Origin of the sequence: Streptomyces sp. NPDC048590 (assembly GCF_043199535.1) — a bacterium.
Lineage (GTDB): Bacteria > Actinomycetota > Actinomycetes > Streptomycetales > Streptomycetaceae > Streptomyces.
This window is the reverse complement of the sequence record NZ_JBICWC010000001.1, coordinates 969,588-982,062: the sequence shown is the minus strand read 5'-3', so window position 1 is coordinate 982,062 and position 12,475 is coordinate 969,588. Positions and strand designations below refer to the sequence as shown.

Sequence of the window (12,475 nt, the reverse complement as noted above, 5' to 3'; positions counted from 1 at the left end):
CCCGTCCGCCAACCGCACCACCCGCACATCCGCACCATCCCGAAAGGACCACCCCCGTGGTGAATCCGGCCTACCGCGCCACCCTTCCGATCCAGCAGCCGAAGCGCCCGCACGCCACCCCGGTGGACGTCCGCGACGCGGCGCAGCCCACGCCGATCGAGCGCGTGCGCCCTCCGGCGGGCGCCCCCAACGTGCTGATGATCCTCGTCGACGACATGGGGTTCGGCGCCTCCTCCTCGTACGGCGGTCCGTGCTCGATGCCGACCGCGGAGCGGCTCGCGGAGGGTGGCCTGCGCCTGAGCCGCTTCCACACCACGGCGATCTGCTCGCCCACCCGCGCCTCGCTGCTGACGGGCCGCAACCACCACACCGTCGGGGCGGCCGGCATCACCGAGCTGGCCACCAGCCACGACGGCTACACCTCCTCGCGGCCCGACTCGTGCGCCCCGATACCGGAGATCCTGCGGCGCAACGGCTACAACACCTTCGCCTTCGGCAAGTGGCACCAGACGCCCACCTGGGAGACCTCGCGCTCCGGCCCGTACGACCGCTGGCCGACGGGTGAGGGGTTCGAGCGGTTCTACGGGTTCATGGGCGCGGAGACCGACCAGTGGTACCCAAACCTGTACGAGGGCACCACGCCGATCCCGACGCCGACCGAGCCCGGCTACCACCTCAGCGAGGACCTCGCCGACCGGGCGATCGCCGACATCCGGGAGCAGCAGGCCGTCACGCCCGACCAGCCCTTCTTCGGCTATCTCGCGTTCGGTGCCTGCCACTCTCCCTTCCACGCTCCCGAGGAGTACGTGAACGCGTACCGCGGGCAGTTCGACCACGGCTGGGACGAGCAGCGTGAGCGGACCCTGGTCAAGCAGAAGGAGCTCGGTCTGGCGCCCGAGGACGCCGAACTCAGCGCCCGCCCGGACGAGATAGGTGCTTGGGCCGATCAGCCCGAGGACGCCCGGCGCCTCTACTCGCGGATGATGGAGACGTACGCCGGCATGGCGACGCACACCGACGAGCAGGTGGGCCGAGTCGTGGACGCCCTGGAGGAGATGGGCATCCTCGAGGACACCCTGATCCTCTACATCATGGGCGACAACGGCGCGAGCGCCGAGGCGGGTCCCGACGGCTGCGTCAACGAGTACGCCACCTACAACATCGTCCCCGCCTCGGTGGAGTCGATGCTGGAGCGCATCGACGAGCTCGGCGGGCCCACGCTGTACAACCACTACCCGGTGGGCTGGGCGCACGCGATGAACACCCCGTTCCAGTGGACCAAGCAGATGGCCTCGCACTGGGGCGGCACGCGGGTGGGCACGATCGTGCACTGGCCGGCCGGCATCGACTCCCCCGGTGGCATCCGCGAGCAGTTCACGCACGTCAACGACGTGGCGCCGACCCTCCTCGACCTCGCGGGCATCCCGGAGCCGACGTCGGTCAACGGTGTGGCCCAGAAGCCTTTCGAGGGCGTCTCGTTCGCCTACGCGCTGAACGACGCCGACGCGGCCGAGCGCCACACCACCCAGTACTTCGAGATCTTCGGCAACCGCGGGATCTACCACGAGGGCTGGTCGGCGTGCACCAAGCACGCGGTGCCGTGGGAACTCAACGGTGAGCAGCTGCCGTTCTCCGAGGACACGTGGGAGCTGTACGCGCCGGACGACCACGCCCAGGCGAACGACCTGGCGTCCGCGCGGCCGGACAAGCTGGAGCGGCTGAAGGAGCTGTTCCTCATCGAGGGTGCCAAGTACAACGTCTTCCCGCTCGACGACCGCAAGGCGGTGCGCGCCAACAGCGACGCGGTGGGCCGGCCGACGATCGGCAGCCCGGACTCGGTCAGCCTCTACCCGGGCATGCGGTCCCTGCACGACTCGGTCCTGCCCTCGACGCGCAACCGTTCCTGGTCGCTCACCGCGGACGTCGAGGTGAAGGAGGCACCGGCTCGCGGCGTGATCGCCGCCCAGGGCAGCCGGTTCGCGGGCTGGGCGCTGTATCTGCGCGAGGGCGTCCCGGTGTTCCACTACAACTGGGTCGACGTCGAGCGCTACGAGATCGCGGCGCCGGAGCGGCTCGCCCCGGGCAGGTACCGGTTGACGTACCGCTTCACCTACGACGGCGGGGGCGTCGGAAAGGGCGGCCTCGGGGAGCTGTTCGTCGACGGCGAGCCCGTCGGCTCCGCGCGGATCGCGCACACGGTGCCGTTCATCTACCACATGACCGACGGCCTGGACATCGGCGAGGACAACGGCAACCCGGTCACCGACGACTACGGGACGGTGCGCGGGGTCTTCACCGGCGGACGCATCCACAAGGTCGTCCTGGCGTCCGGTGACGACGCGCACACCGACCTGATGGGCGAGGCGAAGGCGAAGGCGTCCCTGCAGTGACGCGGCGCTGAGACACGCAGAAGCCCCCGGGTGCACCCGGGGACTTCTGCGTGTGCCGGGCTCAGGCCTCCTTGGCGGGCTGGGCGGCGTAACGGGCGGCGCCGCCCGTCAGGTAGTTGACGTCCAGGCCCTGCGCGGCGGCGAGCTGCTGGGTCAGGCCCTGGATGGTGACCGCGTCGAGCACCGAGTGGAACTGGCCCTCGTCGGTGAAGTTGATGTTGGCTCCGTAGACGACGTACAGGACGACGGTGTCCTCGGTGTTGGTCTCCGGTACGAACAGCTTGTGCACGGAGGCACCGGGCTCGTAGAGGTACGAGCCCTCGGTCTGCGGCTGGTCCGGGTACTCCCGGTACGCCCAGGAGCCCTTCAGGGTGTACGCGTGCACGGCACCGGTGTGCAGGTGGACCGGCAGTTCGGCGCCCGGTGCGAAGTGGGCGAGCACCACCCAGACGCCGACCTCGGGGTCGAGGAAGAGCGGCTGGTAGTGGATGCCGGGTCCGAGCGAGTCCTTGATGACCGGGATGTCCTTGACGTTGAGCGTCAGCAGTTCACCCTGCGGGAGCGACATCACGGGAAGCTTGGCTGCGGAGTACTGGTCGGCCATCTTCTGTCTCCTAGTTGGTCGGTTGTGCGGGTACGGCTCTGCGCGGCGGGCGTCAGAGGGCGGGGACGATGAGGACCTTGGCGTCCTTCTCCGGGTCGGCGAGGCCCCGGCAGGCGTCCGCGACCCCGTCGAGGCCGACCCGGCCGGTGATGAGGGGCTCCGCGCGCAGCTCGCCGGCGGCGAGGTGCGCGAGGGTCCGGGCGAACTCCTCGACGGTGTAGTAGAGGGAGAAGACCAGGTCGATCTCCTTGAGCATGCCGAAGGTGGGCAGGAAGGTGTCCTCGGCCATGCACAGTCCGGCGACGACCACCCGCGAGCACGCGGGGGCGCCCGCCAGGACCTGCTGGATGACTCCGGGCACGCCGACGCACTCGAAGACCACGGACGGGCGGTAGGGCAGTTCGGGGAAGAGCGCCGTCTGGCGTCCGTGGCGGGCCGGATCGTCCACGGCGGCGACCTCGTGCCAGGAGTCGTACGGGGACGTCTCCCGCGGGTCGACGACGATGTCGGCGCCCATCTCGGCGGCGAGGGCGCGCCGGGCGGGTGAGAAGTCGGCGGCGATGACCGGGCCGACGCCGCGCATCTTCAGGACTGCGATCACGGCGAGGCCGATGGGGCCGCAGCCGATCACGACCGGTACGTCGTCGGAGCCGAGCGCGCCGCGGTTGACGGCGTGCAGGGCGACCGCCAGCGGTTCGGTCAGCGAGGCGACCTCGCTCGACAGGTGGTCGGGCACCGGCATCAGCAGCACCTCGGACAGCACCATGTACTCGGCGAAGCCGCCGGGCGCGTCGACGCCGCCGAAGCCCAGGTTCACCGGCACCGGCCGGGCGAGCATGGGAGGCGACACGACACGGGTGCCGGGCGCGAAGGTGCCCTGGGTGTCCGGGCCGTTGCGGACGACCTCGGCGCAGAACTCGTGGCCGAGCACGATCGGGCGGTCCGGGTCGAGCATGTCGGCCCCGGTCACCGCCTTCACTCCGGCGGCGAGCGCGTGGCTGTGCGTCACGCAGTGCAGGTCCGAGCCGCAGATGCCGTTGGCCAGGGTCCTGACCAGGACCTCGCCCGGTCCGGGCTCGGGCAGCGGCACATCGGTGAGCTCAAGAGATCCGTTGTGCAGGACCACCGCTTGCATCGTCTGCGTCGTCATAGGGGTTCCTCACGGGACAGAGCTGGTGGGAGGGAGGCGGGTGGTGCTCAGCCGGCGCTGTATCCGCCGTCGACAGGGATGGTCACGCCGGTGATCAGGCGGGCGGCCGGGGATGCCAGGAACAGCGCGGTTCCGGCGAGGTCCTCCGGCTCGCTGAGTTCGCCGCCGGGGATGCGGCTGGTGATCGACTCCGTCGCCCCGGGAAGGTCGGCGAGGGGCGCCGTCAGCGCGGTGCGGATCCAGCCCGGTGCGATGGCGTTCACTCGGATGCCCTCTGCCGCCCATGCGAGGGCGAGGGTCTTGGTGAGCTGGACGATGGCCGCCTTCGCGGCGCCGTAGGCGGGCACCAGCGGGGAGCCGAAGTAGCTGTACATCGAGCCGACGTTGATGACGCTGCCGCCGGACGCCGCGAGCAGGGGCTGCAGCGCGGTCGCCATCGAGAACGTACCGGTGAGGTGGATGCCGATGATCTCCTCGAAGGTGGACAGTTCGTACTCCGCCATGGGTGCGGCGCGGCCCGCGCACTGCACCAGTACGTCGAGGCGGTCCAGGTCGTCGGCGAGTGCGCGGACCGCGTCGGCGTCCCGCACGTCGAGCACGCGGTCGTCGACGCCCTTGCGGGGCTCGGCCGGGACCGGCGAGAGGTCGGTGGCGATCACATGCGCCCCGGCTTCGACGAAGGCGGCGGCGATCGCGCCGCCGATACCTCCGCGGCCACCTGTGACGAGGACGTGCTTGCCTGATACATCGAAGTCGACGGGCATCCGAGGGCTCCCTTGCTCCGGATCCGGAATGATGAACGGCCCCCAGCTTGCGACTGCGAGCCCGTCAAGTCTTGACTTCGGACGACAAGAATTTGACACTTGGCGACATGAGTTCGCTGATCCGTTCCGGTTGCCTCACCGGGTTCTCCGCGCTGGTGTCCTCGCTCGGCGGGGAGCCGGAACCGCTGCTGAGGCAGGCCGGCATCAGGCCCGAGGCGATCGAGGACCCGGACGAGTACATCCCGTACCGCGCGCTCGTGACGGCCCTCGACCTCGCCGCCGCGCGGCACGACTGCCCGGACTTCGGGTTGCGGCTCTCCACCCGCCAGGGCCTCGACATCCTCGGCCCGGTCGGGGTGATCGGACGGCACGCCACATCGGTGGGCGACGCGATCGACGCCATCGGCCGGTTCATGTACCAGTACAGCCCGGCGATCGAGATCGCCGTGGAGCGGGCGGGCGAGGTCGCCGACTACCACTTCCGCATCCGGCCTCGGGTGCAGCGCACCCTCGTCGACGTGGCCCAGATCGGCGAACTGTCCCTGGGCGCCTCCCTGCAGATCTTCCGGATGCTGATCGGAGCGGACTTCGTCCCGCTCTCCGTCTCGCTCCCCCACCGCCCGGCCGCACCGCTCGCCACGTACGAGGCTCATTTCGACTGCCATGTGACGGCACGTCAGGATCACCTGGGCTTCCGGTTCGCGTCGGACACCCTCGACCGCCCGGTCGAGGGCAGCGACCCGGCCGTCCGCAAGCTGGTCCTGGAGTACCTGAGCGGCGTGGTCGGCGGTGCCGTGGGCAGCGGCCTGCCCACCGAGGTGCGCAGCACGGTCAAGCGCGCACTGCCCACCCGGCGGTTCGGCCTGGAGGACGTCGCGGAGAGCTTCTCCCTCCATCCCCGCACTCTGCAGAGGCAGTTGGCGACCCACGGCACCACCTACCAGGAGATCATCGACGAGGTGCGCCACGAGCTGGCCGACCGGTACCTGCGTACGACGGCCATGCCGCTCGCGCAGCTCGCCGACGTCCTCGGCTACAGCGAGCAGAGCAGTTTCAGCCGCTCGTGCCGCCGCTGGTTCGGCTGCTCGCCGCAGGCGCACCGGGCGGCCACGGCTCAGGTCCCCCTCAGCCCTTGAGTACCGCGGGCGGCGCCCAGGTTCCGTCGAGCACGGCGTCGTCCGGCCAGTAGGCGCGCAGGAAGAGGGAGAAATCGCCCTCGGGGGCGGGCAGCCAGTTCGCCGCGCGCCCGGGACCGGCGGGGCGGGCGGCGGCGACCGTGACGGTGAGGGAGCCGTCCGGGTCCACCCGCAGATCATGGTTCTTGGTGCCCACGGAGTGACGGCCGAGTTCGTTCGGGTGGAAGAAGTGCTGGGTGTCGTAGAGGGTCAGCGACCAGAAGCCACGTACCGGGGGCAGTGCGCCGGGCCCGAAGGTCACGGTGTACGAGTCCGCGCCGTTCAGCCGAGCCCCGTCGGCGTCCACGTCCAGGTAGAAGTACGCGGTCTCCTCCACGGGGTTGACGAGGATGTTGGACCGGGCGACGGCGGTCCGGGTCAGGTAGTCGGTGCCGAAGCGTGCACCGTTGCGCTGGGTGGTCCAGCCGTGTGCGGCCGGCAGCCCGACGTTCCTGAAGTTCAGCAGTTCGGCGACGAGTTCGGCCTCCGCGGAACGTGCGGCCTCGCGCAGGACGCGGGCCGCCGCGGGGTCGGCCCCGGCGGCGGTCAGCAGCGACCGGAACAGCGCGTACAGGGATTCCTCGCCGGGCAGCGGCGGCACCTCGTCCATCACCGTGCCGAGTTGGTCGAAGAAGGCGTCCGGATCCACCTGGCGCTGCTCCCCCTCCCCGGCGGCCGACTCGTCCGAGTGGACGGGTCCGGCTGTCTCCAGTGCCGTCCAGTCCACCTCCCGCACGGAGCCGTCGTGGTCGGCGAGCGGGTACACGCTGATCCCTCGCACGAGGCTCAGCAGCTCGGCGCGGTCCTCGGCGGTGTCGTCCATGAAGATCCGGGGCACCACGACACCGGTCCGGGTGTCGTGGCGGAAGACCTCCTCGATACCGGGCGGCACCTCGCCGTCCCAGTCGTGCGGTGCGAGCAGGTAGTGGCCGGGCTTGCTGCCGTACGGGGAACCGAGCCTGCCGAACGACTCGGTGCGCTGGTCGACGAGCTGGATCACCCAGAACCGGTCGCCCAGGTCCGGGACCTGGACGACGCACGGGCCGGCTTCCGCGTCCAGCATGCCGAAGCCGTAGACGACGTCCTGGTTGGGACAGGCGACCAGGCGCTGGTGCGGCAGGACGTAGTCGTGCAGCATGCCGATCGTGCCGGGCGGACCGCCCGGGACCACTCCGGCGAGCAGTGCGGGGGCCGGCAGGAGGGACATGGCCCTCAGCCGGTTGTGCAGGTTCACCAGCGGCCAGCCCCACAGGTAGGCGATCCGGCCGACCGCCGAGAGGTAGGCGTCGCTCATCAGGGTGCCGGGCAACGGCCCCGGGACGTCGGCCGGGGCGAGGGTGCGGACGTGCGGGTAGCTGCGGTGCCCGGGCTCGGGCGGCTGGGCGGGGCGTCCTCGCTCCTCGTCCGGCACGTGGTGGGAACTTGACATGCTGCCTCCAGGACCGGGAATCGTGGCTGCCCACCCTCGCGCTTCCCACGCCGGTGCGTCTTGACCGCGCACGACGCGTCCTTGTCATGTCGCGACGTGTCGCTCCTGGCAGCCGGGCGGCCGTGGAAACCGGCCGCCCGGTGTGCCGTGGGATCGCTCAGCCGGCCAGCAGCTCGCGCAGTTCGGCGACCGCCTCGCGCAGGCGGTCGGAGAAGTCGTGCATCTGGGCGGCCACCGCGCTGGGGGTGCTCAGGTAGAGGTTGAAGCGGTCCGGCAGCAGGACGTAGGCGACGCCGATGCAGCGGCTGCTCGTGGAGCCGAAGCCGAAGTACTGGATGTTCTCGCTCGGCGCGGAGCTCGTGCTCAGATAGTCGTCCCGCATGACGGTCCAGCCCGGGGAGCGGTAGAGGGCCGGCTGTTCGGCGACGCCGAGTTCGGCGCCTCGACGGCGCTGGATGAGCTCGAGTTCCCACAGGTGCTGTTCGGGGGCCTCGCCCGCCTGGCACTCCTTGGCGCGGGCGACGTGGGCCGCCGCAGCGGCGCGGAAGGCCGCGCGGCGGGCGTCGCGGTCCGCCGCGGGGTCGTCCATCGCGGCGACGAAGGCCGGCATCTGCGGGGTGACGACGCGCATCGCCTCGGTACGGCCGTGGCGGTACTGGCGGGTGGCGATCGACTCGTAGGTGGCGCCCAGGTGACCCTTGGCGCGCTGGTGGGCGAGCTGGTAGGCGGCCTGGACGAAGGCGTCGGGCGAGACTCCGAGGGCCTTGGCCGCCGTGCTCCCGAAGTCCTCGAAGGAGAGGGTCCGGGTGGCGGTGGCGTCCGCGTACGCGGAGAACGCCTCGGCCGCGGCGCGCACCTGGGAGCGCAGGGGGGCGTCCAGCTCGAAGGTGAGCGGCCGCGGGGCGGGGGCGCCCTGGGGGCGTGCTCCGGAGAGGCGGGAGTGTTCGTCCGGCGGGGTGGAGAGCAGGGCGTCGGTGAAGCTCAGGATGGTCGTGCCGTCCAGCTCGCAGTGCTCGACGTTGATGCCGGCCCGGCCGTCCTCGAAGACGACGAAGGAGACGGCCTTGTCGAACCAGCGGTTGCCCCGGTCGCCGTGCAGGAGTTCGTCGCAGGCCGCCTGGGTGTCCGCCGGGGCGAAGTCCTCCAGGCAGACGCAGAAGAGGGCGGTCTCGATGTCGTCGAGCGCGCGGGCGTTACCCGGAAGCGCGGCCAGGGCCTGCCGGGTGGCCGCCCATTCCGCCCGGGCCAGGGTGGTGAGGTGACCTGCCCGGTCGTCCTCGGCCGTGCCGACGTCGGCCTTGGTGACGGCGCGCAGCCCGGCCTCGATCTCGTCGAGGCTGTGCGGTACGCCGTCGGGTCCGATCACGTCCAGCCGGAACATGGTGCCGCGGAAGAAGACCACGATGTGCCGGGCGGTGGACGGCCCGGGGGCCTGCTCGCTGTAGGGGGCGCGGACGGTGTCCAGCGGGACGCCGGGGATGCGGGTGGTGCCGAAGAGGTAGCGGTTCTGGACCATCGACTGGGGTACACCGCGCTGTTCGGCGGGCTCGATCAGCCCTTCGTCGAGCCGCCGCTTGTGGTGTAGCGCCCCGGCGACGAGACCGGCCGCCCGGTCGAGCTGTCCCTCACCGGTGTCCTGGAAGAGGAAGAAGAAGTTGGCGTTGAGCGCGATGCGGTCCCGGCGGCCGAGGTAGCGGTACGGCCAGAAGGTGTCGAGCCAGCTGTGGACGCCCTCGGTGGCGTCGTACTCCTCCAGCGCGGCGTGCAGCACCCGTCCCGGGCCGCCGGGGCGCAGGAAGGCCGTGACCTCGGCCTCGGTCTCCGCCCGCTCCCGCGCGGTCAGCAGCGGGGCGCTCCAGGCGAGGAACCTCTCGCAGCTCGCCTCCAGGGTGGGCAGCGGCACCCGGGGCAGGCCGCTCTCCCGGTCGGAGGCCGTTTCGGCTGCTGCTGCCTGACTGACGTTCAATGCGGCTCTCTTCTCACTGGGTCGGATGGATCGGATCGGTATGTGGTGGGTCAGCGGTCCTTGGGTGTGGAGAGGTACAGCTGGGCGTGGAGCCAGCCGTCCTCCTCCAGGCCGGTCGCGTCCACGCCGGCCGCCGCCATGGAGTCCAGGACGCCGCGTCGTTCCTCCGGACCGGCGAACCGGCGCTGCTTGAACACCTCGTCGACGCGGATCGTGCGGTAGCCGAGCTCGGCCAGGGCGTCCTCGACGGGCCCGAAGGGGAACATGCGCAGGACGAAGTGGGCCATCCAGGGCAGGCGTCCGTCCTGCGCCCGTACGACCCGGGTGAGGGTGCGCTCGGTGACGTAGCCGACGCAGCCCGTGGAGATGACCAGGTCGGTGCCGGCGAGTACGTCGCGCTGCTCCGGAGTGGGGTCGCCGGCTTCCAGGTCCGCGTGGACGGTGTCGTCCAGGAACCCGGCCTCCCTCGCGTACGCGAGGGCGCTGGTGGAGGCGTCGAGGCCGGTGAAGCGCAGGCCGTGGGCGGGGCTGCGGGAGCGGGAGAGGTCGCGGTCCCGCTCCACCAGCCCGGCGCGCGTGGCGGGCCCGGTGCCGTCGTAGCGGGCGTACAGCTCGTCCATGGTGAGGTCGTACTTGAGCAGGGCCGCGTTGATGCCGTAGGAGCAGCCTATGTCCAGCACCCGCGGGACGGCGGTCCTCTCCGTCTCCCGGTACTCCTTGACGAGCTTGTCGAAGTAGGGCTTGGCCAGTTGGGGGACGCGGTAGCCGAGCGGGCGCAGTGCCTGGAAGTACGCGCGGGGGTCGGGGGCGGTGTAGATGTGGTCCAGCGAGACTTTTCCTGACGCGTCGAGACGCAAGGGGCTTCTCCTCGGTGGGGGCGCGTGGCGGTGCCGGAACCGTGCGCGAGGTGCCGGGGACGGGCGTACGCCCCCGGACGGGCCTCAGTCGAGCAGCTGGTCTCCCCGGACGCTCCCGCCTTCGGTGGCGAGGTGCTGGGGAAGCACCCGGCCGAAGAGCTGGCGGGTGCGTGCGGCGCTCCCGACGACTCCGGGCCGCTCGCTGTAGGCGAAGATCGCGCTGTGGCGTGCGCGGGTGCCCCGGACGGGGCTGACCCGGTGGAGCGAGTAGCGGCCCTTGAAGAGCTGCAGGTCCCCCGGCCTGAGGGGCAGCCTTTCGGGCTGCCGGCCGCGCCCGTCGAGGACGTCCCGTACGGCGTCGAAGCGTTCGTCCTCGGCGGAACGGATGTTGGGGCAGTACTCGAAGTCGCCGCCCTCCTCGGCCTCCTGGGTCAGCATGCTGACCGTGTACTCGTTGGTGTCGAAGTGCCAGGGGTGTTCCATGCCCGGCCGTACGACGTTGACCACGAGCCCGGACAGCGGATCGGCGAGCTCGTACAGCCGGGGCAGTGCGAAGCAGTCGGCGACGAACCGCTGGAACGAGGGATGGGTGTACAGCCGGCTGATGAGGGCGTCACCGGGGATGCGGTCACGGGCGACGAAGGCGTTGCCCCGCTCGAAGGTGCGGCGGCCGGGGTGGAGTTCGGGCAGGTCCCGCTCCACGTCGATGTTGTAGACGTTGACCGTCTCGACGTCGTAGTACGCCTGGGGGGCGAGAGCTGCGCCCTCCTGCCTCAGCAGTTCGTGGAGCGAGGGGCGGACGAAGTCGGGCAGCACGGTGCAGCCGGCGTCCTCGAGTTCGCGTCTCGCCCGGGACACCACCGCGCGTGTCTCCGGGCTCCCCGGGTCGGACAGGGGGTAGCGGTCCGTGTCGACCACCTGGTCGAGCGTGTCGGCTTGCAGAGTGCTCATACGACCCTCTCCACGCGCACATCGGTAACTCAACTCATGAGTAACAGAGTTGAAGCTCCCACAGCGTCCCCCGTGTTGTCTGTGACACGCCGCACTCCCGCGCGGGCGGAGCGCTCCGGAGTGTGTTCGGCCGAGGTCGTTCACGAGACGGCCCGTGCCCCGGGACGTCCCGGGGCACGGGCGGTCGGGTCAGCGGCCGTCGCGGATCAGGGCGCGGACCATGCGGCAGGTGGTGTCGGACGGCGGGTGGATGGCGAGACGGGCGGCGGCCGCGCGTATCCGGGCGTTGCCGGCGCTCGACGGCGCGTACACGCCGGTGTCGAGCAGGGCGATCGCCAGACGCATGGCCTTCAGGCGGCGGTTGTGGGAGACGTACCACTCGCGGGGCCGCCCCGCGGGGAGCGGCTTCTTCCGCAAGGGTGTGCGGAACGGCTCGGTCGTGACTGCGGCAACGGTCATCGGCAACCTCCTGGCAAGGTGGTGGGACCCTCACGAACTACCTCCATTCTACGGCCCACCACTGACAATCGCCCCTGGCCAGAGGCGGTTTGGAGGTTCGCTCCCGTACCCTGGGCCCCATGGAGATCTGGATCAACCCCGCCTGTTCCAAGTGCCGTGGCGCCCTGACCCTGCTCGATGCCGAGGGGGCCGACTACACCGTCCGCAGGTACCTGGAGGACGTACCGTCGCCGGACGAGATCCGTGATGTGCTGGGTCGCCTGGAGCTGGAGCCCTGGGACATCGCGCGGCTGGGCGAGGCGGAGGCGAAGGAACTGGGGCTCGCCGACTGGCCGCGTGACGCGGACGCCCGGGAACGCTGGATCACCGCGCTCGCGGGCCACCCGAAGCTGATCCAGCGTCCGATCATCACCGCGCGCGACGGCTCGGCGGTTGTCGCGCGTACGGACGAGGCGGTGCGGGACGCGATGGGCCGGTGACCGCGGCTCAGGGGGTGCGCTGCCGGGTCTTCTTCTGGAGGGCGGTGCGCCGCGCGCGCAGACGGGCCTGACGCCGGCGGCTCGCCGCGCGGGCCTTGGCCTCGGGACTGTTGTTCTTCCTGGGGCCGATCCGGAAGAGCATCCAGACCACCGATCCCAGAGCCGCGAAGATCATGATGCCGAGTGTCAGGGCCAGCCAGTCCGGCAGGCCGCTCGCGTCGTAGTGCTGGTACCTCACGCTTCCCCCTCGC

12 protein-coding genes are annotated in these 12,475 nt (G+C 71.1%); 3 read left to right on the top strand and 9 right to left on the bottom strand.

The genetic code is table 11. The features are described 5' to 3' along the window. Positions 1-56: 56 nt before the first annotated feature. Positions 57-2,390: an arylsulfatase gene (locus tag ACGFNN_RS04260; RefSeq protein ID WP_393552789.1), complete on the top strand. Its 2,334-nt coding sequence runs from the start codon at positions 57-59 to the stop codon at positions 2,388-2,390. Between the two features lie 61 nt (positions 2,391-2,451). Here ACGFNN_RS04260 and ACGFNN_RS04255 read toward each other — a convergent pair whose 3' ends face one another. The 3 genes from ACGFNN_RS04255 to ACGFNN_RS04245 are packed head-to-tail and all read right to left on the bottom strand — an operon-like array spanning position 2,452 to position 4,908. After that, positions 2,452-2,994, bottom strand: a complete 543-nt coding sequence (locus ACGFNN_RS04255) for a 2,4'-dihydroxyacetophenone dioxygenase family protein (protein ID WP_385028917.1) — start codon at positions 2,992-2,994, stop codon at positions 2,452-2,454. Between the two features lie 52 nt (positions 2,995-3,046). Beyond that, positions 3,047-4,144: a zinc-binding dehydrogenase gene (locus ACGFNN_RS04250; protein ID WP_393552787.1), complete on the bottom strand. Its 1,098-nt coding sequence runs from the start codon at positions 4,142-4,144 to the stop codon at positions 3,047-3,049. Between the two features lie 47 nt (positions 4,145-4,191). Next, complete coding sequence (locus tag ACGFNN_RS04245; RefSeq protein WP_393552784.1) at positions 4,192-4,908, bottom strand: SDR family NAD(P)-dependent oxidoreductase; 717 nt, start codon at positions 4,906-4,908, stop codon at positions 4,192-4,194. Positions 4,909-5,015: 107 nt separating this feature from the next. Between ACGFNN_RS04245 and ACGFNN_RS04240 the strand changes: the two genes are divergently transcribed. Beyond that, a complete protein-coding gene (locus tag ACGFNN_RS04240; protein WP_393552781.1) occupies positions 5,016-6,044 on the top strand; it encodes an AraC family transcriptional regulator in 1,029 nt (342 codons plus the stop codon). Here ACGFNN_RS04240 and ACGFNN_RS04235 read toward each other — a convergent pair. The 5 genes from ACGFNN_RS04235 to ACGFNN_RS04215 form a co-directional block, all read right to left on the bottom strand. Continuing rightward, positions 6,034-7,512 (bottom strand): DUF1254 domain-containing protein, encoded by a 1,479-nt coding sequence (locus ACGFNN_RS04235; protein WP_393552778.1) that lies wholly within the window; start codon positions 7,510-7,512, stop codon positions 6,034-6,036. The genes ACGFNN_RS04240 and ACGFNN_RS04235 overlap by 11 nt on opposite strands. Positions 7,513-7,669: 157 nt before the next feature. Then, on the bottom strand, positions 7,670-9,478 hold the full coding sequence (locus ACGFNN_RS04230; RefSeq protein ID WP_393552775.1) for a choline/carnitine O-acyltransferase: 1,809 nt from the start codon (positions 9,476-9,478) through the stop codon (positions 7,670-7,672). Between the two features lie 50 nt (positions 9,479-9,528). Further along, a complete protein-coding gene (locus ACGFNN_RS04225) occupies positions 9,529-10,335 on the bottom strand; it encodes a class I SAM-dependent methyltransferase (protein ID WP_393552772.1) in 807 nt (268 codons plus the stop codon). Between the two features lie 84 nt (positions 10,336-10,419). Continuing rightward, positions 10,420-11,286 carry an arpA protein gene (locus ACGFNN_RS04220; protein WP_393552770.1) on the bottom strand — a complete coding sequence of 289 codons (867 nt, stop codon included), beginning with the start codon at positions 11,284-11,286 and terminating at the stop codon, positions 10,420-10,422. A 189-nt stretch (positions 11,287-11,475) separates the two neighbouring features. Next, positions 11,476-11,745 carry a hypothetical protein gene (locus ACGFNN_RS04215; RefSeq protein ID WP_362670353.1) on the bottom strand — a complete coding sequence of 90 codons (270 nt, stop codon included), beginning with the start codon at positions 11,743-11,745 and terminating at the stop codon, positions 11,476-11,478. A gap of 119 nt (positions 11,746-11,864) precedes the next feature. Between ACGFNN_RS04215 and ACGFNN_RS04210 the strand changes: the two genes are divergently transcribed. Further along, positions 11,865-12,224 (top strand): arsenate reductase family protein, encoded by a 360-nt coding sequence (locus ACGFNN_RS04210; protein ID WP_362670350.1) that lies wholly within the window; start codon positions 11,865-11,867, stop codon positions 12,222-12,224. 7 nt (positions 12,225-12,231) lie between these two features. Here the strand turns inward: ACGFNN_RS04210 and ACGFNN_RS04205 are convergent, their stop codons facing one another. Further along, a complete protein-coding gene (locus ACGFNN_RS04205) occupies positions 12,232-12,462 on the bottom strand; it encodes a hypothetical protein (RefSeq protein WP_393552767.1) in 231 nt (76 codons plus the stop codon). Positions 12,463-12,475: the final 13 nt, after the last annotated feature.

Bases quoted from the DNA above. Each gene is read 5' to 3' on its own strand.
- ACGFNN_RS04245 (WP_393552784.1), bottom strand. From the start codon at position 4,908: ATGCCCGTCGACTTCGATGTATCAGGCAAGCACGTCCTCGTCACAGGT.
- ACGFNN_RS04210 (WP_362670350.1), top strand. From the start codon at position 11,865: ATGGAGATCTGGATCAACCCCGCCTGTTCCAAGTGCCGTGGCGCCCTG.
- ACGFNN_RS04215 (WP_362670353.1), bottom strand. From the start codon at position 11,745: ATGACCGTTGCCGCAGTCACGACCGAGCCGTTCCGCACACCCTTGCGG.
- ACGFNN_RS04255 (WP_385028917.1), bottom strand. From the start codon at position 2,994: ATGGCCGACCAGTACTCCGCAGCCAAGCTTCCCGTGATGTCGCTCCCG.
- ACGFNN_RS04250 (WP_393552787.1), bottom strand. From the start codon at position 4,144: ATGACGACGCAGACGATGCAAGCGGTGGTCCTGCACAACGGATCTCTT.
- ACGFNN_RS04220 (WP_393552770.1), bottom strand. From the start codon at position 11,286: ATGAGCACTCTGCAAGCCGACACGCTCGACCAGGTGGTCGACACGGAC.
- ACGFNN_RS04235 (WP_393552778.1), bottom strand. From the start codon at position 7,512: ATGTCAAGTTCCCACCACGTGCCGGACGAGGAGCGAGGACGCCCCGCC.
- ACGFNN_RS04240 (WP_393552781.1), top strand. From the start codon at position 5,016: ATGAGTTCGCTGATCCGTTCCGGTTGCCTCACCGGGTTCTCCGCGCTG.